This is a genomic window from Pseudomonas sp. Z3-8 (genome assembly GCF_051131975.1).
GTDB lineage: Bacteria > Pseudomonadota > Gammaproteobacteria > Pseudomonadales > Pseudomonadaceae > Aquipseudomonas.
In genome coordinates this window covers 4,217,110-4,243,936 of record NZ_CP071643.1, presented here as the reverse complement: position 1 = coordinate 4,243,936, position 26,827 = coordinate 4,217,110, and the positions used below count along the sequence as shown (strand labels likewise).

3 protein-coding genes (1 of these 3 cut by a window edge) are annotated in these 26,827 nt (G+C 65.2%); all 3 read left to right on the top strand.

Annotated elements, in window-relative coordinates; genetic code table 11:
- Tightly spaced (each overlapping or abutting the next), the 3 genes in view from J3P94_RS19260 to J3P94_RS19250 form a layout consistent with a single transcriptional unit that may run on beyond the window.
- Positions 1 to 10,035, top strand: partial view of a non-ribosomal peptide synthase/polyketide synthase gene (locus J3P94_RS19260; RefSeq protein ID WP_434569263.1) — the 3' portion only. The gene continues 2,400 nt to the left of window position 1, outside the view; the window shows 10,035 of its 12,435 coding nt (coding positions 2,401-12,435); its start codon lies beyond the left edge, outside the window; it ends in the stop codon at positions 10,033 to 10,035.
- Positions 10,035 to 23,624 (top strand): non-ribosomal peptide synthase/polyketide synthase, encoded by a 13,590-nt coding sequence (locus tag J3P94_RS19255; protein ID WP_434569262.1) that lies wholly within the window; start codon positions 10,035 to 10,037, stop codon positions 23,622 to 23,624. The genes J3P94_RS19260 and J3P94_RS19255 overlap by 1 nt, the downstream gene beginning before the upstream one ends.
- Entirely contained in the window at positions 23,621 to 26,827 is a 3,207-nt protein-coding gene (locus J3P94_RS19250; RefSeq protein ID WP_434569261.1) for a non-ribosomal peptide synthetase, read from the top strand. Before J3P94_RS19255 ends, J3P94_RS19250 begins: the two co-directional genes overlap by 4 nt.

Below are 26,827 nucleotides of genomic sequence, written 5' to 3'. Positions count from 1 at the left end.
CTGTACGGCCCGACCGAAGCGGCCATCGACGTGACCCACTGGACCTGTGTCGATGAAGGCGCCGATTGCGTGCCGATCGGTGTCCCCATCGCCAACCTGCGCACCCATGTGCTCGACGCGGATCTGTCGCCGGTGCCGTGGGGCGTGGCGGGCGAGTTGTACCTGGGCGGGGCGGGGCTGGCGCGCAGTTATCACCAGCGTCCGGCGCTGACCGCCGAGCGTTTCGTGCCGTGCCCGTTCCATGCCGGCGCACGCCTGTACCGCACCGGTGACCGCGTGCGTCAGCGCGCCGACGGTGTGATCGAATACCTCGGCCGTCTCGATCATCAGGTCAAGTTGCGCGGCCTGCGCATCGAGCTCGGTGAAATCGAAGCCCGCCTCATGCAGCATCCGCTGGTGCGCGAGGCCGTGGTGCTGGTCCAGGACGGCAAGCACCTGGTGGGTTATCTGGTGCTGGAAAACAGCGAGCCGCACGAGCAGTGGCAGCAGGACCTGAAGGCCTGGCTGCTGGCGAGCCTGCCGGAATACATGGTGCCGACCTATCTGATGCCGCTGGCCAGATTGCCCGTCACCGCCAACGGCAAGCTCGACCGCAAGGCCCTGCCACAACCGGACGCCGCGCCCCGGCAAACATTCGTCGCCCCGCAGGATGCGCTGCAAGTTGCCCTGGCCGAAATATGGCAGGACGTACTCGGCGTGGAGCGCGTCGGCCTCGAAGACAACTTCTTCGAGCTGGGCGGTGACTCGATCATTTCCATCCAGGTGGTAAGCCGCGCGCGGCAGGCCGGCATCCGCATTCATCCCCGTGATCTGTTCCAGTACCAGACCGTGCGCAGCCTGGCGCTGGTCGCCACTCGCGCTAGCCACATTGCTGTGGATCAGGCGCCAGTCACCGGCGATGCTGTGCTCGGGCCGATCCAGCGGCAGTTCTTCTCCCAGGCGATGCAGGCCCGTGACCACTGGAACCAGTCGCTGTTGCTGACCGCCCGCGAGCCGCTGGATGCACAGCGGCTCGACGCGGCGCTGACCTGCGTCATCAACCACCACGACGCCTTGCGCCTGCGCTTTGTCGAAGACGCCGACGGTTGGCGGCAGAGTCACGGGCCGCTTGTGCAAGACGCCGATGTTTGGCAACGCGAAGCCCGATCCATCGAAGACCTCGCTGCACTGTGCGATGAGGCGCAGCGCAGCCTGAAGCTGCAGGACGGTCCGCTGCTGCGCGCCATGCTGGTGGACCTGGCCGACGGGAGCCAGCGGCTGGCGCTGATCATTCATCACCTGGTAGTGGACGGTGTGTCGTGGCGCGTGTTGCTGGAAGACTTGCAGCAAGCCTACGAACAACTGGCGGCGGGCGGCGCGGCCACGTTGCCGGCCAAGACCAGCGCGTTCCAGAGCTGGACCGCGCGGCTGAGTGCCGAAGCGTCGCGCTTCGACGATCAGTTGGCCTACTGGCAAGCCCAGCACCAGGGCGCGGCGGACATTCCTTGTGATCGTCCGCAGGGCAGCCTGCAAAATATCCACGGCGCGAAGATCGAATGGCGCCTGGACGCCGAGCTGACCCGGCAGTTGCTGCAACAGGCCCCAGCGGCCTATCGCACCCAGGTCAACGACCTGTTGCTGACCGCGCTGGCCCGCACCATCAGCCACTGGAGCGGGCAGCCGGGCACGCTGGTGGAACTGGAAGGCCATGGCCGCGAAGAGCTGTTCGACGACATCGACCTGACCCGCACGGTCGGTTGGCTGACCAGCCTGTTCCCGGTGAAGCTCACCGTTACCGACGACCTCGACGGTTCGATCAAGACCGTCAAGGAGCAACTGCGCGGCGTGCCGGACAAAGGCCTGGGGTATGGCGTGCTGCGGCATCTGGCGGCGCCTTCGGTACAAGCGACATTGGCCGGTCTGGCGCAACCGCGCATCACCTTCAATTACCTCGGCCAGTTTGACCGTCAGTTCGACGAAACGGCGCTATTGCTGCCATCCGGCGAAGGCAGTGGAGTCGCCCAGGACCCGACCGCGCCGCTGGCCAACTGGCTGACCGTGGAAGGCCAGGTGCATGGCGGCGAGCTGGCGCTGAGCTGGGGGTTCAGCCGTGAAATGTTCGACAGCGCGACTGTGCAGCAACTGGCCGATCAATACGCCCTCGAGCTCAAGGCGCTGATTCGACATTGCGTCAGTCTGGCGACGCCGCAAGCGACGCCGTCGGATTTCCCGCTGGCGCAAATCAGCCAGGCGCAGCTCGACCATCTGCCGGTGGCGGCTGGCCAACTCGACGATATCTACCCGCTGTCACCGATGCAGCAGGGCCTGTTGTTCCACACGCTGTACGAGCAGGCGGCGGGCGAGTACGTCAACCAGCTGCGGGTGGACGTGCAAGGCCTGGATGCCGAGCGATTCCGTGCGGCGTGGCAGGCCACCGTCGCCGCGCAAGACATCCTGCGCAGCGGCTTCGTCTGGCAGGGCGAATTGCCGCAGCCGCTGCAGATTGTCCACAAGCAGGTGCAGCTGCCGTTCACGGTGCTCGACTGGCGCGAGCGTGCCGAGCAGAGCCAGGCTCAGGCCCGAGCCCTTGCCGCGCTGGCTGACGCAGAACGCGCGCATGGTTTCGATCTGAGCCAGGCACCGCTGTTGCGCCTGGTGCTGGTGCAGACCGGCGCCGAGCAGTGGCATCTGATCTACACCCATCACCACATCCTGATGGACGGCTGGAGCAATTCGCAGTTGCTCGGCGAGGTCATGCAACGCTACAACGGCCACGCGCCGGGCCGCATCGCCGGACGTTATCGCGATTACATCGCCTGGCTGCAACGCCAGGACGGCCAGCTCAGCCAGGACTTCTGGAGCGAGCAACTGGCCGCGCTGCAAGAACCGACCCGGCTCGCCCGCGCGGCCTTGGGCGATGCCGGCCAGAGCGGCCATGGCGATCACTTCCTGACGCTGGATGCGCCACGCACCAAGGCACTGGAGACCTTCGCCCGCCGGCAGAAAGTCACCGTCAACACGCTGGTGCAAGCGGCGTGGCTGCTGTTGCTGCAACGCTATACCGGGCACCAGACCGTGGCATTTGGCGCGACCGTGGCCGGGCGGCCGGCGGATCTGCCCGGTATCGAGCAGCAGGTCGGCCTGTTCATCAACACCTTGCCGGTGATCGGCACGCCGCGCCCCGACCAGACGGTCGGCCAGTGGCTGCAAGCGGTGCAGGCGCAGAACCTGAGCCTGCGGGATTTCGAGCACACGCCGTTGGCGGACATCCAGCGTTGGGCCGGGCAGGGCGGGGAGGCGCTGTTCGACAACCTCCTGGTGTTCGAGAATTACCCGATCGCCCAAGCCTTGCAGCAGGGCACCGAAAGCAATGTCACCTTCGGCGACGTGGCCAATCTTGAGCAGACCCACTATGCCCTGAGCGTGGCGGTCACCCTCGGTGAACAACTGGCGTTGCACTACAGCTACGAGCGTCGACAGTTCGCCGACGAGGTCATCAACCAGATCAGCGCTCACCTGCTGCACCTGCTTGAGCAATTCAGCCAGGACGCCGAACGCAGCCTGGGCGAAATCGCCTTGGCCAGCGCCGCGGAACACGCGCGGCAACAGGCCGACAACCACCCGCAGCCTTATCCGGTGGACATCGCCGTGCATCAGCGGATCGCCGCGTTGGCGACCGAGCGCCCGCAACGCACGGCGGTGATCTTCAATGGCCGGCACTTCAGTTACGGCGAGATCGACCGGCGCGCAAACCAACTGGCCCATGCCTTGATCGCCCGTGGTGTCGGCGCCGAAACCCGCGTCGGCGTGGCCCTGCCGCGCAGCGAAAGCGTGATCGTCGCGCTGCTGGCGGTGCTCAAGGCCGGAGGCGCCTACGTGCCGTTGGACATCAGTTATCCCCGGGAACGCCTGGCGTACCTGATGGAAGACGCCGGCCTGGCCTTGTTGATCAGTGACACCTCGGTGGCGGCGCAGTTGCCGGTGGCCGAATCGCTGCCGCTGCTGGAACTGGATCGGATCGATCTGCGCGAGCTGCCGGTCAGTGCGCCGCAGGTGCGACTCGATCCGCAGAACCTTGCCTACGTCATCTACACCTCCGGCTCCACCGGCAACCCCAAGGGCGTCAGCGTGGCCCACGGTCCGCTGGCGATGCACTGCCAGGCGATCGGCGAGCGTTATGAAATGCGCGACAGCGATTGCGAGTTCCATTTCATGTCGTTCGCTTTCGACGGTGCCCATGAGCGTTGGCTCACCAGCCTGACCCATGGCGCCTCGCTGCTGATTCGCGATGACAGCCTGTGGACCCCGGAGCAAACCTACGACGCCATGCGCGAGCACGGCGTGACGGTGGTGGCGTTCCCGCCGGTGTACCTGCAACAACTGGCCGAGCACGCCGAGCGCGAAGGCAACCCGCCGAAAGTGCGCATCTACTGCTTCGGCGGCGACGCGGTGGCCAACGCCAGCTTCGAACGGGTCAAGCGTGCCTTGCAGCCTGAGTACATCATCAACGGCTACGGCCCGACCGAAACCGTGGTCACGCCGCTGATCTGGAAGGCCGGCCGCGAGGTGGCTTGTGGCGCGGCCTACGCGCCGATTGGCAGCCGCATCGGCGACCGCAGCGCCTACGTGCTCGATGCCGACCTGAACCTGCTGCCACAGGGCATGCCCGGTGAGCTGTACCTGGGCGGCAGCGGCCTGGCCCGGGGTTACTTGAACCGTCCGGGGCTGACCGCCGAGCGCTTTGTCGCCGACCCGTTCAGCGCCGGCGGCTTGCTGTACCGTACCGGCGACCTGGTGCGCCAGCGCGCCGACGGCACCTTCGATTACCTCGACCGTATCGACAACCAGGTGAAGATCCGTGGTTTCCGCATCGAGCTGGGTGAAATCGAAGCCAGCCTGCAAGCCCTCGACGGCGTGCGCGAAGCGGTGGTCGTGGCCCAGGAGGGTGCTGCCGGCAGCGGCAAGCGCCTGGTGGCCTACGTCGTGGCTGATCAATGGGTGCCGGATGATTTCGCAGAGAGTCTGCGCGAACAACTCAAGGCGACCTTGCCGGCGCACATGGTCCCGGCCTATCTGCTGTTGCTCGAACGGCTGCCGCTGACCCCCAACGGCAAGCTCGATCGCAAGAACCTGCCCAAGCCCGACGCCAGCCAATTGCAGCAAAGCTACAGGGCACCGCGCAGCGCGCTGGAGCAGCAACTCGCGGCGATCTGGCAGGACGTGCTCAAGCTTGAGCGGGTGGGCCTGCGGGATAACTTCTTCGAACTGGGCGGCGATTCCATCGTCTCGATCCAGGTGGTCAGCCGCGCCCGTCAGGCCGGGATTCACTTGACGCCCAAGGACCTGTTCCAGCACCAGACGCTTGAGATGCTGGCGACCGTGGCCCGCCAGGGCGAAGCCGCGCGAGTCATCGATCAGGGCCCGGTGACGGGTGAGCTGGCGCTGCTGCCGGTGCAACGAGTGTTCTTCGAGCAAGCGGTGCCGCAGCGTCATCACTGGAACCAGGCGGTGCTGCTCAAGCCGACCGAGCCTCTGGAGGCGTCGACTCTGAACCAGGCGCTGAGCGCGCTGGTGCTGCATCACGATGGCCTGCGCTTGAGCTTCACGGAGCAGGGCGAAGGCTGGACGGCGGCTTACCGTCCTGCGGACGTTCACTGCGAAGACCTGCTCTGGACCGTGGACGCACCTGATGCCCCGGCCTTGCACAGCATCGCCAACGAAGCCCAACGCAGCCTCGATCTGCAAGACGGGCCGCTGCTTCGGGCGGTGCTGGCGACCTTGGGCGATGGCAGCCAACGTCTGTTGCTGGCGGTGCATCACCTGGTGGTCGATGGCGTGTCCTGGCGCATTCTGTTCGAGGATCTGCAACGCGCCTACCGACAGCTGTCCAGCGGCGCAGCGTTGCAGCTACCGGACAAAACCACCTCAGCGCAGGTCTGGGCCGAGCGCCTGCAAGACCATGCCCACAGCCCGGCGCTGCAGCAGCAACTGGCCTTCTGGCAGGCCCAACTCGAAGGCATCGATGCGCGCTTGCCGATGGATAATCCACAGGGCGGCCAGCAGAACCGCCTTGCGCTGACGGTGCGTACGCGACTGAACGCCGCTCTGACCCGACAACTGCTGCAAGACGCGCCCAAGGCCTATCGCACCCAGGTCAATGACTTGCTGCTGACGGCTTTGGCGCGGGTCATGGTGCGCTGGACCGGCGCCGACAGTGCGCTGATCCAGCTCGAAGGCCACGGCCGCGAAGCGCTGTTCGACGACGTCGACCTGACCCGCACCGTCGGCTGGTTTACCAGCCTGTACCCGGCCCGACTCACGCCGCAGGCCGACCTTGGGGATAGCCTCAAGCAGATCAAGGAGCAATTGCGGGCGATTCCCGACAAAGGCCTCGGTTTTGGTGCCTTGGCGCATCTGGCGGATGACGCCACGCGGTCGATCCTGGCGCGGCTGCCGACGCCAGGCCTGACCTTCAACTACCTGGGCCAGTTCGACGCCAGCTTCGACGCAGCCGACGGCGCCTTGTTCGTGCCAGCCAGCGAAGCGGCCGGCGATGAGCTGGACGCTGAAGCACCGTTGTCGAATGTGCTGGCGTTGAACGGCCAGGTGTTCAATGGCGAACTGGACCTGGGCTGGACCTTCAGCCGCGAGCAGTTCAACGAGGCGACCATCCAGGCCTTGGCCGATGAGTATGCACTTGAGTTGCAGCAGCTCATCGAGCATTGCTGCCAGGGCGGACATCACGGTGTGACGCCATCGGACTTCCCGCTGGCGAGCCTGAGCCAGCAGCAACTGGACGGGCTGGCGCTGCCGATGGCGCAGATCGTCGACCTGTATCCGTTGTCGCCGATGCAGCAAGGCATGCTGTTCCACGGCGTGTATGGCGACGCCACCGGCGACTACATCAACCAATTGCGCCTGGACGTGGAAGGGCTGGACCCGCAGCGTTTCCGCCAGGCCTGGCAAGCGGCGGTGGACGCCCACGACATCCTGCGCACGCGGTTCGTCTGGCAAGGGGATTTGCCGGCGCCGGTGCAGGTGGTCAGCAAATACCTGGAGCTGCCTTACAGCGTGCAGGATCTGCGCAGCGATCCGTTGCCTGTCCAGACCTTGCAGGCCCTGGCCGATGCCGAACGCGAGCAACTGGACCTGAGCGCGTCGGCACTGATACGCCTGATGATCGTGCGCCTCGACGAGCAGCGTTATCACCTGATCTACAGCCACCACCACGTCCTCATGGACGGCTGGAGCAATTCGCAGCTGCTCGGCGAAGTGCTGCAACGCTACAGCGGCCAACCCGTCACTGTGTCCGGCAGCCGCTACCGCGACTACATCGCCTGGCTGCAACGCCAGGACGCGGCGGCCAGCGAAGCGTTCTGGAAACCGGCGCTGCAACAGCTGGAGGCGCCAACACGACTGGCCGATGCGGTGGCCAAACCGGCCGAGATAGGCAGCGGTTACGGCGATCATATCCACGTGCTGGACGAAGCGTCGACCCATCGCCTGGAAGCTTTCGCCCGCGCCTCGAAAATCACCGTCAACACCCTGGTGCAAGCCGCGTGGCTGCTGCTGTTGCAGCGCTACACCGGTCGAGAAACGGTGGCCTTCGGCGCGACCGTGGCCGGGCGTCCGGCGGACTTGCCCGGCATCGAGCAGCAGATCGGCCTGTTCATCAACACCTTGCCAGTGATCGCCAGCCCACGGGCCGAGCAGACCTTGGCCAGCTGGCTGCAAGCGGTGCAGGCGCAGAACCTGGCCCTGCGCGAGTTCGAGCACACCGCGTTGCTCGACATCCAGCGCTGGGCCGGGCAGGGCGGCGAGGCGCTGTTCGACAGCCTGCTGGTGTTCGAGAACTACCCGATCGCCCAGGCGCTGGAGCAGGGCGCGCCAGACGGTTTGCGTTTTGGTTCGCCGGTGACTCAGGAGCAGACCAATTACCCGTTGACGCTGCTGGTGGGGTTGGAACGGCAGTTGTCAGTGCACATGAGTTATCAACGGGCGAGCTTTGCTCCGGATATGGTTGAGCGGTTGGCGGCGCATCTGGGGCAGTTGCTTGGACAGATGAGCGCCAATGGCGAGCGCTGCCTCGGTGAACTGTCGATGCTGGAATTCGATGAGCATCAACGTTTGACCCATGAGTGGAACCCGGTCGATGCGCCGTTCGAACAGGACCTGTGCATTCATGAAGTCATTGCACGCCAGGCCGACGCTTCGCCGGATGCCCTGGCAGTGACTTTCAATGATATTCGCCTGAGCTACAGCGAACTCGACGGCCGCGCCAATCGCCTGGCCCACAAGCTCATCGAACTGGGCGTCGGCCCGGAAGTGCGGGTCGGCGTGGCGATGCCGCGTTCCGAGCAATTGCTGATCGCCTTGCTGGCGGTGCTCAAGGCCGGTGGCGCGTACGTGCCGCTGGACCCGGATTACCCGGCCGAGCGCGTGGCCTACATGCTTGAGGACAGCCGTGCGCGGGTGTTGCTGACCGAGCAGGCGGTGGCGCAGACGCTGACGGTTCCGGCTGGCACCGAAGTGCTGATGCTCGATCAGCTCGACCTTTCACGTTATCAACTGAGCTCGCCCGTTACCCACGTCACGCCAGACAACCTCGCCTACGTCATCTACACCTCCGGCTCCACCGGCAAACCCAAGGGCGTGGCCATCGCCCATCGAAACGTCTTGGCGCTGATCGACTGGTCCAGAACCGTCTACAGCCGCGACGACATTCAAGGCGTACTGGCGTCGACCTCGGTGTGCTTCGACCTGTCGGTGTGGGAGCTGTTTGTCACCCTCGCCAACGGCGGCTCGCTGATCATCGCCCGCAACGCCCTCGAACTGCCGCACCTGCCGGCCCGCGATCAGGTACGCCTGATCAACACCGTGCCTTCGGCGATCGCCGCGTTGCAGCGCAGCGGCGAGATCCCGGACAGCGTGCGCATCATCAACCTGGCCGGTGAGCCGCTGAAGCAGAGTCTGGTGGATGCCCTCTACCCGACACCCAAAACCTGTGGGAGCGAGCCCGCTCGCGAAGGCGTCCCGTCAGTCACCCCATCATTGATTGACCCAGCGCCTTCGCGAGCAGGCTCGCTCCCACAGGTAGGTGTGGGGGTTGAGCATGTTTATGACCTGTACGGCCCCTCCGAAGACACCACTTATTCCACCTGGACCCGCCGCACCGCCGGCGGCACGGCGAACATCGGTCGCCCGCTCAAGCACACCGCCAGCTACCTGCTGGACGCCAATCTGCAACCGGTGCCGCAAGGCGTCTCGGCGGAGCTGTACCTGAGCGGCGCGGGCATCACCCGGGGTTACCTCGGGCGCGCCGCGATGACCGCCGAAAAGTATGTCCCCAATCCGTTCTCGACCACCGGCGAACGCCTGTATCGCACCGGCGACCTGTGCCGCTATCGCGCCGATGGCGTGCTCGAATACCAGGGCCGGCTCGACCATCAGGTGAAGATCCGCGGCTTCCGCATCGAGCTGGGGGAAATCGAGGCGCGGCTGCTGCAACAAGCCGAGGTAAACGACGTCGCCGTGCTGGCCCAGGAAGGGCCGGGCGGGCAGCAGTTGATGGCTTACGTGGTTGCCCCGGCGCTGCAACAGGAGGCTAAAACGCTGCGCGACCAGCTCAAGGCACACCTGCCCGACTACATGATCCCGGCGCACTGGCTGTTCCTCGACCACCTGCCGCTGACCCCCAACGGCAAGCTCGACCGCAAGGCCTTGCCGAGCATCGAGGCCGGGCGCTCAGAAAACGCTTACGAAGCACCGGTCAGCGACTTTGAACAGCAAGTCGCAGCGATCTGGGCCCAGGTGCTCACCGTCGAGCGCGTGGGCCTGCACGATCACTTCTTCGAGCTGGGCGGCCACTCGTTGCTGGCGGTCACCGCCGTTTCACGCATGGCTCTCGAACTGGGGTTGAGCCTGACCCCGCAACTGCTATTCCAGCACCCCGTCCTGAAGGATTTCGTCGCCCGACTCGACAGCGGCGACGGGCCGATCAACGAACAGAAACTGAACAAGCTGGACGCCCTGCTTGATGAAATGGAGGAAGTCTGATGGACAAGAGTGTTGCTTTGAGGGTTGCCAAGCGCTTTATCACTCTGCCGCTGGACAAACGCCGGCTGTACCTGGAAAAGATGCTGGAAGAGGGCGTCTCGCCGGCCAACCTGCCGATCCCCGAGGTGCGCCCCGAGTTTGAACATGTTCCGCTGTCCTACGCCCAGGAGCGCCAGTGGTTCCTCTGGCAGATGGACCGCCACAGCTCGGCTTACCACATCCCCAGCGCCTTGCGCCTCAAAGGGCAACTGGACGTGCCGGCGCTGGAGCGCAGCTTCAATGCCGTGGTCGAGCGCCACGAAAGCTTGCGCACCACGTTCGCCGAGCACGGCGAGCAAACCGTGCAGATCATTCATCAACGTATGCCCTTGAGCATCGCGGTCGAGGCGCTGCCCGCCGGTTCTACGGTCAGCCAGGACGAACGCATCAAGGCCTGCGTCGAAGGTCAAACCGCGCGTCCGTTCGATCTACGCCGAGGGCCGTTGCTGCGGGTTTCACTGTTGAAAATTGCCGAAGACGACCATGTCCTTGTGCTCATCCAGCACCACATCATTGCCGATGGCTGGTCGATGCAGGTGCTGGTGGATGAACTGGTCCGGCACTACGCCGCCGACATCGGCGGCCAGCCGCTGGCCTTGCCGGACCTGCCGGTGCAATACGCCGACTACGCCATTTGGCAACGGCACTGGCTGGAGGCCGGCGAGCGTGAGCGGCAATTGGCCTATTGGGTCCAGACCCTCGGTGACGAGCAACCGGTGCTTGAACTGCCGTTTGATCATCCGCGCCCACCGGTGCAGAGCTTTCGTGGCGCGCGCCTGGATTTGACCCTGAGCGCGGAACTGGCCACCGCGCTCAAGCAGTTGGCCCAGCGTGAAGGCGCCAGCCTGTTCATGGTCTTGCTGGCCTCGTTCCAGGCGCTGCTGCACCGCTACAGCGGGCAACCGCAGATCCGCGTGGGCGTGCCGACTGCCAACCGCAACCGGGTCGAGACCGAAGGGCTCATCGGCTTTTTCGTCAACACCCAGGTACTCAGTGCCGACGTTGACGGGCAACTGCCGTTTGATCAGTTGCTCGCCCAGGTCAAGCAATCGGCCATGGCGGCCCAGGCCCATCAGGACTTGCCATTCGAGCAATTGATCGAGGCTCTGCAACCGGAGCGCAGCCTCAGCCATAGCCCGATCTTCCAGGTCATGTTCAACCACCAGAACGCCGACGCCACTCGAAGTCGGCAGATGCACCTGCCGCAGCTGCGGGTCGAGGATCTGGTATGGGAAGGGCGGACCGCCCAGTTCGACTTGACCCTGGGCACCTATGAGACCGAGCTGGGCATCGCTGCGGAACTGACCTACGCCACCGACCTGTTCGACGCGCAGACCATCGAGCGCCTGGCCGGGCACTGGCAGAACCTGCTGCACGGCATCGTCGATGCGCCACGCCAGCGTATCGGCGAACTGCCGTTGCTCGACCCGGCGCAACAGCAACTCACGCAGCAGCAATGGCTGCGGGTCGCCGACCACACTGACGGAGCCGTTTGCGTGCACCAGCGCATCGCCCAACAGGTGCGCCGCAACCCCGAGGCGCTGGCGCTGACCATCGACGACCAGGCCCTGAGCTACGCACAACTGGACGCGCGCGCCAACCAATTGGCCCATCGCCTGATCGACCTGGGCGTGATGCCCGGCCAGTTGGTGGGCATCGCGGTCGAGCGCAGCGTCGAGATGATTGTCGGCCTGCTGGCGGTCCTCAAGGCCGGCGCCGCCTATGTGCCGCTGGATCCGGCGTACCCCGAGGATCGCCTGGCCTACATGATCGAGGACAGCGGCATCGGACTGCTGCTGACCCAGGCCCGTTTGCAGGCGCGCTTGCCGATCCCGCCAAGTCTTCGGACTCTGTTGCTGGACCAGCCGGACGCCGCACTGCAAGCAGCCCCGCAAATTTGCCCGGTGGTGCCGCTGACTGGCGAACACCTGGCCTACGTCATCTACACCTCCGGCTCCACCGGAAAGCCCAAGGGCGTGATGGTGCGCCATGGCGCCCTGAGCAATTTCATCCACAGCATGATCGCCGAGCCGGGTCTCGTGCCCGGCGACCGCATGCTGTCATTGACGACGTTCTCTTTCGATATTTTCGGCCTGGAAATCTACGGACCTCTGTCAGCCGGGGCCGGCGTGGTGCTGACCGGCCAGAACGTGCACCAGGACCCGCAAGCGGTGCTGGCGCTGATCGAACAACACGATGTCAGCGTGCTGCAAGCCACGCCGTCGAGCTGGCGTATGTTGATCGATCATGAGCAGGCTTCGCTGCTGGCCGGGCGGACCTTCCTCTGCGGCGGCGAAGCGTTGCCGCTGGAACTGGCGCAGCGCTTGCTGGCGCTCTCGCCGAACGTCTGGAACCTCTACGGCCCGACCGAAACCACCATCTGGTCGGCGCTGCATCCGTTGGGCCTGGAGCGCGACCGTCCGTTCCTCGGTAAACCGCTGGACAACACCGCGCTGTACATCGTTGGCAGCGACCTGGCCCTCAACCCGCCCGGTGCGCCGGGAGAGCTGCTGATCGGGGGCGCCGGCCTGGCCCGTGGTTATTTCCAGCGTCCGGCGCTGACCGCCGAACGCTTCGTGCCGGACCCGTTTTCCGCCACGGGCGAGCGCCTGTACCGCACCGGCGACCTGTGCCGTTATCGCGCCGAAGGCGTGGTCGAGTACCTCGGCCGGATCGACCATCAGGTGAAGATCCGCGGCCTGCGTATCGAGCTGGGGGAAATCGAAGCCGCGCTGCTGGCCCAGGACAGCGTGCGCGAAACCGTGGTGGTGGCCCACGAAGGCCCGACCGGCGCGCAACTGGTTGCCTACGTGGTGCCCGCCAGCGGCGCAGTGCCGGAGCCGGACGCGCCGTTGCGCACCGCACTCAAGGCGGCCCTCAAGGCGCAGTTGCCGGAATACATGGTGCCGGCGCACCTGTTGTTCCTGGCACAACTGCCGCTGACGCCCAACGGCAAGATCGATCGCAAGGCCTTGCCGGCGCCCGAGGCCAGCGATTTGCAGCAGGCCTACGTGGCGCCGCGCAGCGAGGTCGAGCAACAGGTCGCGGCAATCTGGCAGGACGTGCTCAAGCTTGAACGCGTGGGGCTGGAAGACAATTTCTTCGAACTGGGCGGGCATTCGCTGCTGGTGACCCAGGTGGTCTCGCGGGTCCGTCGGGTGCTCGGCATCGAGGTGCCGCTGCGCAGCCTGTTCGAACACAGCACGTTGCAGGCGTTCGTCGCCGCCTTCGATACCACGACAGGCGAACAGGCCCCGGCCATGACGCCGGTGCCTCGCGATGCGCCGTTGCCGTTGTCCTTTGCCCAGGAGCGCCAGTGGTTCCTCTGGAAAATGGACCCCGACGGCGCCGCCTACAACATCCCCACCGCGTTGCGGATGCGCGGCGCCTTGGACAAGGACGCGCTGCGCAAGAGCTTTGCCGCACTGGTCCAGCGCCACGAAAGCTTGCGCACCGCATTCGTGGAAGAGGATGGACGCACCTGCCAGGTCATTTGTGAGCAGGGCGAAGTCGACTACACCGAGCAGCGTCTGGAAGGGCGTGATATCCAGGCCTTCCTCGAGCAGCAGACGCAACGCCCGTTCGATCTGCTGAATGACGCGCTGCTGCGCGTGGCGCTGTTGGAAGTGGCCGAGGAGGATCACCTGCTGGTGCTGACGCTGCATCACATCGTCTCCGACGGCTGGTCGTTGCAGGTGATGGTCGATGACCTGATGAGCCTGTACTCGGCTTTCGTCCAGGGTCAACCGGCACAGCTGCTGCCCTTGGCGGCGCAATACGCCGACTACGCGGTCTGGCAGCGGCAATGGATGGCGGCCGGAGAACGCGACCGCCAACTGGCCTACTGGTCGGCGCAACTGGGCGGCGAACAGCCGCTGCTGGAACTGCCCACCGACCACCCGCGCCCAGCGCAACAAAGCCTGCGCGGGGCACGCCTGCCGATCGTGCTGGATCGCGCCTTGAGCGATGACCTCAAGGCCCTGGCCCGGCAAGAAAACGTCACCCTGTTCGTGCTGTTGCTCGGCTCGTTCCAGGCATTGCTGCATCGCTACAGTGGCCAGGCCGACATCCGCGTCGGCGTGCCGATCGCCAACCGCCAGCGGCTGGAAACCGAGCGGCTGATCGGGTTCTTCGTCAACACCCAGGTCCTGCGCAGCGAATTCCCCGGCGACCTGACCGGCGCCGCTTTGCTGCAACAGCTCAAGCAGACGGCCATGGCCGCGCAGATGCACCAGGACCTGCCTTTCGAGCAACTGGTGGATGCCCTGCAGCCGCAGCGCAACCTGAGCCACAGCCCGCTGTTCCAGGCGATGTTCAACCACCGCAACGAAACCGCCGCGGTGTTTGCCAAGGCCTTGCCGGGGCTCGACGTCGAACCCGTAGGCTGGGCGCAGCGCACCGCGCAATTCGACCTGAGCCTGGACACCGTCGAAAGTCCCCAGGGCCTGCACGCTGCCCTGACCTACGCCACCGACCTGTTCGAGCCGGCGACTATCGAACGCATGGCCGGGCATTGGCTCAACCTGTTGCGCAGCCTGGTGCAGGACCTGCACCGCCCGGTGGCGCAATGGTCGCTGCTGGACGAGGACGAGCGTCGGCACATGCTCATCGACTGGAACGCGACGGCCCGGCAATACCCGCTCGACCGCAGCGTCCAGGCGCTGATCGAGGAACAGGTGCGCCGGACCCCGGATGCGCCTGCATTGGTCTTTGGCGGGCAGCGCCTGAGCTACCGCGAACTCAACGCCCGGGCCAACCGCCTGGCCCATCGCTTGATCGACCTGGGCGTCGGTCCCGATGTGCTGGTGGGCATCGCCGTCGAACGTTCCGTGGAGATGGTGCTCGGGCTGTTGGCGATCCTCAAGGCCGGCGGCGCCTACGTGCCGTTGGACCCTGAGTACCCGCAGGATCGCCTGGCCTATATGTTCGAAGACAGCGGCATCGGTCTGCTGCTGACCCAGCAACACCTGCTTGATGCTTTGCCGATTCCGCAAGGACTGCGCAGTCTGCTACTGGACCTGCCCGCTGAGGAGTCGCATGCCAGTCGTGAGGAGAATCCCGACGTCAAGGTTCACGGCGAAAACCTGGCCTATGTCATCTACACCTCCGGTTCCACCGGCAAGCCCAAGGGTGCGGGCAATCGCCATTGCGCCCTGGTCAACCGCTTGTGCTGGATGCAGCAGGCCTATGGCCTCGATGCGACTGACGGTGTGTTGCAGAAAACGCCGTTCAGTTTCGACGTGTCGGTGTGGGAATTCTTCTGGCCGCTGCTGACCGGCTCGACGCTGGTGGTGGCCGCGCCGGGGGCCCATCGCGACCCGGCGCAACTGATCGAGCTGATCACGGCGCAGCGCATCACCACGCTGCACTTCGTACCGTCGATGCTCCAGGCGTTCGTGCAGGACCCGCGGGTAGCCGAATGCACCAGCCTCAAGCGGATCGTCTGCAGCGGTGAAGCGCTGCCGGTGGATGCCCAGCAGCAGGTGTTCGCCAAACTGCCGGATGCCAGCCTGTACAACCTCTACGGCCCGACCGAGGCGGCCATCGACGTGACCCACTGGACCTGCGTCGAGGAGGGCCGCGACAGCGTGCCGATCGGACAGCCGATCGCCAACCTCGGCACCTACATTCTCGACGATGAGCTGTCGCCGGTACCGGTCGGCGTGATTGGCGAGCTGTACCTGGCGGGCGAAGGGCTGGCGCGCGGTTACCATCGGCGCGCGGCGTTGACCGCCGAACGGTTCGTCACCGCGCCGTTCGGCGCTGGTCAGCGCTTGTATCGCACCGGCGACCTGGCGCGTTATCGGGCTGATGGCGTGATCGAATACGCCGGCCGAATGGACCATCAAGTGAAAATCCGTGGCTTGCGCATCGAGTTGGGCGAAATCGAAGCGCGTCTGGCCGAACACGAGGCGGTACGCGAAACCGTGGTCCTGGCCCAGGACGGCACGTTGCTGGTGGCCTACGTGGTGCCGGCGCACGCCGAGCTGCTGGTCGCCGATGACGCCGTCCGCCAGGCGCTGCAAGTGCGCCTCAGGGAACATCTGAGCCAGTCCTTGCCCGACTACATGGTGCCGCAACACTGGGTGTGGCTGGAGAACATGCCGGTCAGCCCCAACGGCAAGCTTGAGCGCAAGGCTCTGCCGAAGGCCGATCCGAGCGCCAGCCCGAAGAGCTACAGTGCCCCGGTCACCGCCGTGGAAAACACTTTGGCCGCGATCTGGCAAAGCGTGCTCGGGCGCGAACGCGTAGGGCGGACCGACAATTTCTTCGAGCTGGGCGGCGATTCGATCATTTCCATCCAGGTGGTGAGTCGCGCCCGTCAGGCCGGGATTCATTTCAGTCCCAAGGACCTGTTCCTGCACCAGACCATCCAGGGCCTCGCCGGGGTGGCAACGACCGGAGACAACGGGCCGGTCATCGATCAGGGCCCGGTGGTCGGGCAGACGGTATTGCTGCCGTTCCAGCAGTTGTTCTTCGAACAGGCCATGGCCGAGCCTCATCATTGGAACCAGTCGGTGTTGCTCAAGAGCTTGCGCGCCGTGGATGCCGCGCATCTGGAGCAGGCGTTGCAGGCTCTGGTCGAGCATCACGATGCGTTGCGCCTGGCCTTCGTCTGCGAGGCAGGCACCTGGACCGCTCGCCACAATACCTTGGCCGAACAGCGCACGCTCTGGCAGCGCTCGCCGCTGTTGTGGACCGCCGAGGTGGCCGATGCGCCGGCCCTTGAACGCCTGGCCGAACAAGCCCAACGCAGCCTCGACCTGCAAGATGGCGCGCTGCTGCGCGGAGTGCTGGCGAGCCTGGCCGACGGCAGCCAGCGACTGCTGCTGGTGATCCATCACCTGGCGGTGGACGGCGTGTCCTGGCGTGTACTGCTGGAGGACCTGCAACAGGCGTACGAGCAGTTGCAGGCCGGCCAGACGCCAGCGTTGCCGGCCAAGACCACGGCTGCGCAGACCTGGGCGCAACGGTTGCAGGCGCATGCCGGCAGCGCGACGTTGCAGTCCCAGCTGAAGTATTGGCAAGAGCAACTGCAAGGCGCCGGTCATGACTTGCCTTGCGACCATCCAGAGGGCGATTTGCGCAGGTGCCACGCGACCCAGGTCCAGACGCGGCTGGACAAGGACCAGACCCGACGCCTGTTGCAGCAAGCGCCGGCGGCTTATCGCACCCAGGTCAACGATCTGCTGCTGACGGCCCTGGCCCGGGTGATCGGCCGCTGGACTTCCCAGGCCTCGACCTTGATTCAGCTGGAGGGCCATGGCCGTGAGGCGCTGTTCGAGGATGTGGATCTGAGCCGCAGCGTCGGTTGGTTCACCAGCCTGTTCCCGGTGCGCCTGGCCCCGACGGCCACCGCCGAAGGTTCGATCAAGGCGATCAAGGAGCAACTGCGGGCGATCCCAGACAAAGGGCTCGGCTTCGGCGTGTTGCGTTACCTGGGCGATGAACCGACGCGGCGCACCCTCGCGGCGCTGCCCGTGCCGCGCATCACATTCAACTATCTGGGCCAGTTCGACAGCGGCTTTGCCGACGACGCCGAGGGCCTGTTTGTCCCGGCCAGCGAATCGGCGGGCGCGGCGCAGAGTCCGTTGGCGCCGCTGGACAACTGGCTGACGCTCAACGGCAGCGTCTATGCCGGCGAGTTGAGCATCGACTGGACGTTCAGCTCGCAGATGTTCGACGAAGCGACGATCCTGGCGCTGGCCGAGGATTACGCTGGGGAATTGCAGGCATTGATCGACCACTGTTGCGAGCCGCGGCACCACGGGTTCACGCCGTCGGACTTCCCCCTGGCCGGATTGCAACAGCAACAGTTGGACGCCTTGCCGCTGGTGGCGCGCGACATGGAGGACATCTATCCGCTGTCGCCGATGCAGCAGGGCATGCTGTTCCACACGCTGTACGAGCAGCAGGCCGGCCACTACATCAACCAGATGCGCGTGGATGTCGAAGGGCTGGACGTCGAGCGCTTCCGCCAGGCCTGGCAAGCGGCGACCGATGCCCACGACGTGCTGCGCAGCGGTTTTGTCTGGGAGGGAGATTTCAAGCGTGCAGTGCAGGTGGTGCACAAGCGCGTAGAGGTCGCGTTGCAGCTTGAGGACGGGCGCACACAGGTTGACCTGGTTCATTATCTGGGAAACCTCGCGACAGCCCAGCGTCAGCAAGGGTTTGCCTTGGGCGCGGCGCCGTTGTTGCGGTTGCTGGTCGTGCGCGTGGCGGACGAACGCTATCACTTGGTCTACACCAGCCATCACATCCTGATGGACGGCTGGAGCAATTCGCAGTTGCTCGGCGAAGTGCTGCAACGCTACAGCGGCCAACCCGTCACTGTGTCCGGCAGCCGCTACCGCGACTACATCGCCTGGCTGCAACGCCAGGACGCGGCGGCCAGCGAAGCGTTCTGGAAACCGGCGCTGCAACAGCTGGAGGCGCCAACACGACTGGCCGATGCGGTAGCCAAACCGGCCGACATCGGCAGTGGTTACGGCGATCATATCCACGTGCTGGACGAAGCGTCGACCCGTCGCCTGGAAGCCTTCGCCCGCGCGTCGAAAGTCACCGTGAACACCCTGGTGCAAGCCGCGTGGCTGCTGCTGTTGCAGCGCTACACCGGTCGAGAAACGGTGGCCTTCGGGGCGACCGTGGCCGGGCGTCCGGCGGATTTGCCCGGCATCGAGCAGCAGATCGGTCTGTTCATCAACACCTTGCCAGTGATCGCCAGCCCTCGGGCCGAGCAGACCTTGGCCAGCTGGCTGCAAGCGGTGCAGGCGCAGAACCTGGCCCTGCGCGAGTTCGAGCACACCGCGTTGCTCGACATCCAGCGCTGGGCCGGGCAGGGCGGCGACGCGCTGTTCGACAGCCTGCTGGTGTTCGAGAACTATCCGATTGCCCAGGCGTTGGAGCAGGGCGCGCCGGACGGTTTGCGTTTTGGTTCGCCGGTCACTCAGGAGCAGACCAATTACCCGTTGACGCTGCTGGTGGGGTTGGAGCGGCAGTTGTCGGTGCACATGAGTTATCAACGGGCGAGCTTTGCTCCGGATATGGTTGAGCGGTTGGCGGCGCATCTGGGGCAGTTGCTTGGACAGATGAGCGCCAATGGCGAGCGCTGCCTGGGTGAACTGTCGATGCTGGAATTCGATGAGCATCAGCGTTTGACCCATGACTGGAATCCGGTCGATGCGCCGTTCGAACAGGACCTGTGCATTCACCAACTGATCGCCCGCCAAGCGCAATCCACTCCTGACGCATTGGCGGTCACCTTCGCCAACACGCGCCTGAGCTACAGCGAACTGGACGGCCGCGCCAATCGCCTAGCCCACAAACTCATCGAACTGGGCGTCGGCCCGGAAGTGCGGGTGGGCGTGGCGATGCCGCGTTCCGAGCAGTTGCTGATCGCCTTGCTGGCGGTGCTCAAGGCCGGTGGCGCGTACGTGCCGCTGGACCCGGATTACCCGGCCGAGCGCGTGGCCTACATGCTTGAGGACAGTCGTGCGCGGGTGTTGCTGACCGAGCAGGCGGTGGCGCAGACGCTGACGGTTCCGGCCGAGACGCAAATGCTGATGCTCGATCAGCTCGACCTTTCACGTTATCAACTGAGCTCGCCCGTTACAGACGTCACCCCAGACAACCTCGCCTACGTCATCTACACATCCGGTTCCACCGGCAAACCCAAGGGCGTGGCCATCGCCCATCGCAACGTGCTGGCGCTGATCGACTGGTCCAGAACCGTCTACAGCCGCGACGACATCCAGGGCGTGCTCGCTTCAACCTCGGTATGCTTCGACCTGTCGGTGTGGGAGCTGTTTGTCACCCTCGCCAACGGTGGTTCGCTGATCATCGCCCGCAACGCCCTGGAACTGCCGCACCTGCCGACCCGCGATCAGGTGCGCCTGATCAACACCGTGCCCTCGGCGATCGCCGCGTTGCAGCGCAGCGGCGAGATCCCGGACAGCGTGCGCATCATCAATCTGGCCGGTGAGCCGCTGAAGCAGAGCCTGGTGGATGCCCTCTACCCATCACACCTCACCTGTGGGAGCGAGCTTGCTCGCGATAGCGGTGGGTCAGTCGATGAGGGGCTAACTGCCAGGACGCCATCGCGAGCAAGCTCGCTCCCACAGGTGGTGGGTGAACAGGTGGGTGGGGTTGAGCATGTTTATGACCTGTACGGCCCCTCCGAAGACACCACCTATTCCACCTGGACTCGCCGCACCGCCGGCGGCACGGCGAACATCGGTCGCCCGCTCAAGCACACCGCCAGCTACCTGCTGGACGCCAACCTGCAACCGGTGCCGCAAGGCGTCTCGGCGGAGCTGTACCTGAGCGGCGCGGGCATCACCCGAGGTTATCTCGGGCGCGCGGCGATGACCGCCGAGAAATACGTGCCGAACCCGTTCTCGACCACCGGCGAACGCCTGTATCGCACCGGCGACCTGTGCCGCTATCGCGCCGATGGCGTGCTCGAATACCAGGGCCGACTCGACCATCAGGTGAAGATCCGCGGCTTTCGCATCGAGCTGGGGGAAATCGAGGCGCGGCTGCTGCAGCAAGCCGAGGTAAATGACGTCGCCGTGCTGGCCCAGGAGGGGCCGGGGGGGCAGCAGTTGGTGGCTTACGTGGCGGCCTCGACCGACGCGGACACTTTGCTTGATCAACTCAAGGCCAATCTCAAGGCACACCTGCCCGACTACATGATCCCGGCCCACTGGCTATTCCTCGATCACCTGCCACTGACCCCCAACGGCAAGCTCGACCGCAAGGCCTTGCCGAGCATCGAGGCCGGCTCTTCGCGGGGCGGTTACGAGGCGCCGGCCAGCGAGTTGGAGCACCGGATCGCCGGCATCTGGCAAGAAGTGCTGGAAGTGGAACAGGTCGGGCGCAACGACCATTTCTTCGAGCGCGGCGGTCACTCCTTGCTGGCGACGCAGGCCGTCTCCCGGCTGCGCAAGCTCACGCGTTATCCGCTGAGCCTGCGCGACCTGTTCGATCATCCGCAGCTCAAGGCACTGGCGGCACTGATGAGCGAGGCCGGCGACGGCGCGGAGCGGGCCGGCGATTCCAGCCAGGTCCGACTCAAGGCCCATGGGCCACGGCAATCGGCACCGCTGTCGCTGGTGCAGCGGCGATTGTGGATCGCCGAGCAGCTGGCTGGCGGCACCTCCGCCTATGGCATGCCCATGGCGCTGCGGTTGTGCGGCGAGTTGTCGGTCGAGCGGCTGATGAGCAGCTTTGCCGAAGTGACACGCCGTCACGCCGTGCTGCGCACCGCGTATGTCCAGGATGACGAAGGCGATCCGCTGGCGCTGATTGCCGATGAGGTCCGGCTGGATTTCCCGCTGGTCGATCTGTCCGACCTGTCGCCCGGTGCCCGGCAGGAGCAAGTGGCCCAGGCGATCCTGGACAACGCCAGTACCCCGATTGATCTGGAGCAGGCGCCATTGCTGCGCGGGCGGATCCTGCGCCTGGGGCCGACCGAGCACGTGTTGTTGTACGCCATGCACCACATCATTTCCGATGGTTGGTCGATGGGGCTGTTGATCAATGAACTGGTGCAGATCTACGAAGCGTCCCTGCGCGGCGAGCCCATGCCGCTGGCGCCGCTGGAGGTCCAATACCATGACTTCGCCTTGTGGCAGCAGGCGCTGGAAGACCAAGGCGTGCTGGCGCGCCAGGGCGATTATTGGAAGCAGCGGCTCGACGGTTACCACGGGCGTCTTGATTTGCCTTTGGACAATCCACGCGGCCAGACGGCCTCCTTTGCCGGCGATGCGCTGCAGTTCGAGCTGCCTGCCGGGCTGAGCGCGGCGTTGCGCCGGGTGTCGAGCGCGGCCGGCGTCACGCTGTACAGCACGTTGCTGGCGTCGTTCCAGGTGTTGTTGCATCGCCTCTGCGACGCGCAGGATCTTGTCGTCGGCGCTGACGTGGCCGGGCGCGAACAACCCGAGCTGGAGCGCTTGATCGGCTTCTTCGTCAACGTCCTGCCGTTGCGTTCGCACTTTGCCGCCGATGTCGGCTTCAACCGGTTCCTGGCGCAGACCCAGGACCATCTGCTCGGCGCGCTGGAACATCAGGACCTGCCGTTCGACCAGATCGTCGAGGCCGCGGGCGTGCCGCGGCACAAGGGCATGAACCCATTGCTGCAGGTGTTGTTCGTGATGAACAACGTGCCGGTGCGCACGCGTTCCATGGCCGGCTTGAGCGTGGAGTTCCTGCCGGCGCTGCAGAACCATTCTAAATTCGACATGGCATTGTTCGTTGACGAAGAAGAAGGGCAATTGCGCGGTAATTGGCAATTCGCCACAAGCTTGTTCGGACAAGAGCGCATCCAGTACCTGATCCGGGCCTGGACGGCCCTGTTGGAACAGATCGTCGCTGATCAGGACATTCAATTGGGAGCTATCAGCATGCCAGTCGACAACGTGGCGACAGCCGCCACGCCTGCCAACGTCCCGGGGCCCAAGGCCGACAAACTGGGCAAGTTTCTCAAGCGTTCGGCGACCCCGGCCGCGCGGCCACGTCCGGCGTTGGTGCGCGAATCGCTGGTGGCGGCGCCCCAGCGTTTCCCGCTGATGCTGGAGCCCGGCGAGCCGCACCTGGACGTCATCGAGTGGATCCGGCAGAACCGGCCGTTGATCGAGCAGAAGTTGGCCGAGCACGCCGGCATCCTCTTCCGTGGCTTCGAACTGGACGGTATCCAGGGCTTCGAAGCGTTCGCCGAAGCGATCCAGCCGGGGCTGTACGGCCAGTACGGCGACCTGCCGAAGAAGGAAGGCGGCAAGAACACCTACCGGTCCACGCCGTACCCGGAACGCAAGATGATCCTGTTCCACAACGAGAGCTCCCATCAGGACCGTTGGCCGCGCAAGCAGATGTTCTATTGCGAGCAGGCCGCACCCGTGGGCGGCGCGACCCCGGTGGTGGATTGCCGCCTGATGTACGAAAAGCTGCCGGCGGACCTTCGCGAGAAGTTCGAGGACAAGGGCTTGCTGTACGTGCGCACCTTCACCGACAAACTCGACGTGTCGTGGCAGCACTTCTTCAAGACCGAAGATCGCCTTGAAGTGGAGGCCCGTTGCCGGGCCGGCGGCATTCAATGGCGCTGGCTCGATAACGATGAACTGCAGACCCGCACGCCGGGGCCGGCGATCATCACGCACCCGATCACCGGGGAAAAATCCTTCTTCAACCAGGTGCAGCTGCATCACATCCATTGGCTGGAGCCGGACGTGCGCCAGGACCTGTTGTCGATGTACGGCCTGGAGCGCATGCCCCGGCACGTGTACTACGGCGACGGCACGCCGATCGAAGACGAGGTGATGGCGCGTATCGGTGAGTTGTACGAAGCCTGCGCGGTGCGTTTCGACTGGCAGAAAGGTGACGTGATCCTGTTGGACAACATGCTCGTGGCCCACGCCCGCGACCCGTACGAGGGGCCGCGCAAGATCGTCGTCGCCATGGGCGATATGTACGACCACGCCAGCCTGGAGCGTCCAGCGGGCGCCGGGCGATCGGTCCGTGGCGCATTCAATACCGAGGAAAGCGGAGCATGAACGAGGTGACGATGGACACGCAGGAAGCGGGTTTCGCCCTGACGCCCGAGCAGCAACGGGCACTTGAGCAACTGTCGGGCACGGTGACCTGTGGCGAGGCCTTGCGTTGGCTGAACGTGGTCATCGACGGTGATCTCGACCCGCAGCGATTGCAGGTCGCCTTCGACACGCTGGTGGCGCAGCAGCCGATGTTGCTGGCGCGACTGACCAAGGTCGCCGGTTTCCACGGTTTGCGTCAGGTGGCCCATGCGGGACGCTTCCCACTGACGATACAAGTCAGCGAACAGCCGGCCGAGGAAGTCCGGGCGCAGATCAGCGAGACGCTGGGCCGGGCTTTTGTGCTTGGCGAATCGGCCAGCGTCCAGGCGGTGCTTTATCGTCTGGCGTCTCGGCAATGGCAATTGCTGCTGGGCGTCGCCCGCCACAGCGCTGATGCGCCGTCGATGAACCTGCTGCTTGAACAGCTACGGCAGGCTTACGCCGGCGATGGGGCGGAGGAAGAAGCGCCCGGTGAGTTTGCCCAATACCTGGAGTGGCGCAGCGAAGTGGTGCTGGATGAAGATGCCGGCACTGCAAGAAATTACTGGCAGCAGCATTTGCACGGCCTGCAGACGGCGATCGACACGCCGTGGCTGGCTGCGCGTCGTGCTGGTGGTGGAACAGCCGATGCGCAGATTTCGCTGATCTTCGAGCCGGCCCGACGCGATGCCTTGCAACGGTTGGCCGAGCAGCTCGGCCAACCGCTGGCGACGTTGCTGCAAGGCGCATGGTGGGTGCTGCTGGGACGCCTGGGTGGCCTTGAGCAGGCGCTGGTCGGCGTTCGCCACGACAGCCGTGGCGACTATGACTACTTCGCCAATGCCTTCGGTGTGTTCGAAAAGAACCTGCCGCTTTGCGTTCCATTGCCCGCCGACGCGCCGTTCAGCGAGTGGCTGGCGGAACTCGCGACGCGTCTCGAAGCCCATCGCACCTGGCAGGAATACTGGACGCCGGAACTGGCGTCGGAGGCGGCGTATCCGGCCTATGGCTTCGCGATTGCCCCGGCAAATCCTGTTCGCAGCAGCGCTGGCCTGACGTGGGCGACTGAGCCCTTGCCTGGGCGGGATGCGTTCGAATGGCTGCTGCGGATTCAACTGGACGACACCCAACAACTGGTTGCGGCCGACCTCTGCTACGCCCGCTCGGGTTATTCGCAAGCCGCGGTCCGCAGCGTGCTCGAACAATACGAGGTGCTGCTGGCCTCGATCCTCGTGGCTGCGCACACGCCACTGGCGCAGCTCAACTTGCTCGGCGACACCGAGGAGCAGCGTTTGCGGGCGATCAACCCGGCGATGCAGGCATTGGTGGATAACCGCTACCTGCCGCAGCGCATCGCCGAGCTGGCGCTGCAGACGCCGGACGCCATCGCCCTGAGCGAGGCTGGTCAATCGCTGAGCTACGGTCAGCTGAAAGATCAGGTCGAGCGCGTCGCGCAGGGCCTCATGGACCAAGGCCTGGGCGAAGGGTCGATTGTCGCCCTGGCCTTGCCGCGCTCGGCGGAACTGGTGATCGCGATGCTGGCGAGCTGGCGCATCGGCGCGGCTTATCTGCCGCTGGATATCCAGTGGCCCCAGGCCCGTCAGGCGTTGATGCTGGAGCAGGCCGGTGCCGCTGTGTTGCTCACCGATGCAACACATTTGCCTGCCTGGCAGGCGCAGCCGTTCAAGGCGCTGGCGATCGCCGAGCTTGATCGTTCTTCAAACACGCCGTTGCCGGCCCTCACGACCAAGGGCAATGACATTGCCTATGTGCTGTTCACCTCAGGTTCCACCGGCGTGCCCAAGGGCGTGGTGATCGAGCATCGGCAATTGCTCAACTACACCGCCCAGGCCAGCCAGGCGTTGGGGCTGAGCCGGTGCAAACACGTCGCTTTGAGCTCTACCGTGGCGGCGGACCTGGGCAATACGGCGCTGTTTGGCGCGTTGTTCAATGGCGCGACCTTGCATGTGGCCAGTGATGAACAGATGCAGGACGGAGCGCTCTTTGCCGGGTTCCTGCGAGAACAACAGATCGACTGCCTGAAAATCGTGCCGTCGCACCTCGCGGCGTTGCTCGACAGTGAGCAGGCGACGCTGCCGCACGTCCTGGTACTTGGCGGCGAGCCGATTGCGCCAACGCTGGTCGAGCGTATCGCCCGGTTGCGCAGCGATTGCCGGGTGTTCAACCACTATGGGCCGACCGAAGCCACGGTCGGAGTGATGATCCATAGGTTGGCGCTGGATGGCGCTGCCGATGATTGTTCGGCACTGACCCAGGTGCTGGGCAATAACCAGGTCTACGTGCTGGACGCTGACAGGCGCCTGGCGCCGGTGGGTGTGCTGGGCGAGGTGTACCTGGGCGGTGCGCAGTTGTGCCGGGGCTATGTGAATGCCGAGGCGGACAAGCAGACGTTCATCCCGAGCCCGTTCGACCCGGCGCAGCGCCTGTACCGCACCGGCGACCTGGCGCGTTATCGCCCGGACGGCGGGATCCAGTTGCACGGTCGCCGCGATCAACAGGTCAAGGTGCGCGGGTTCCGCATCGAACTGGCGGAAATCGAGGCCGAGCTACTACGTGTATCGCAGGTGGCCGAAGCGCTGGTATTGCCCGGCGAGCAGGGCTTGTTGGCATTTGTCGTGCCTCGGCAAGGCCTGTCTTCGGGCGTGCTCGACGCCGTGCGCGCCGAATTGAGCGCGCGCCTGCCCGGCGTGATGGTGCCGCAGCAGCTGCAACTGATCGAACGTTTCCCGCGGCTGGCCAACGGCAAGATCGATCGCAAGGCGTTGCAGCAGTTGGCGGTCGTGATCAGCGATGAAGAGGATGCCGCGCCCCGCGATGCGCTGGAGCAACTGCTGGCCGCGCGCATGGCGCAATTGCTTGGGCTTGAACGATTGGGCATCGAGCGCGACTTCTTCGCCGCCGGCGGCCATTCGCTGCTGGTGATCAAGCTGGTGGCCGGCATTCGCAAGTTGTTGCAGTGCGACATCCATCCTGGGCTGGTCTTCGATCATCCGACCGTGGCGTCCCTGGCCATGGCCTTGCGAGCGGTGGAGGGCAGTCCGGGGCAACTGGAAAAAATCGCTCAGGTGCGTTTGCGCATGGAAGCGCTGAGCCCCGAGGAAAAGGCCCGGCTGACCGAACAGGCTCAACAGCTGCAAGCCGCCAAGGCCGCGCAAGGCCGCTGA

What these genes read in the sequence shown, in the direction of transcription:
- J3P94_RS19255 (WP_434569262.1), top strand. Translation starts at nt 10,035, where the DNA reads ATGGACAAGAGTGTTGCTTTGAGGGTTGCCAAGCGCTTTATCACTCTG.
- J3P94_RS19250 (WP_434569261.1), top strand. Translation starts at nt 23,621, where the DNA reads ATGAACGAGGTGACGATGGACACGCAGGAAGCGGGTTTCGCCCTGACG.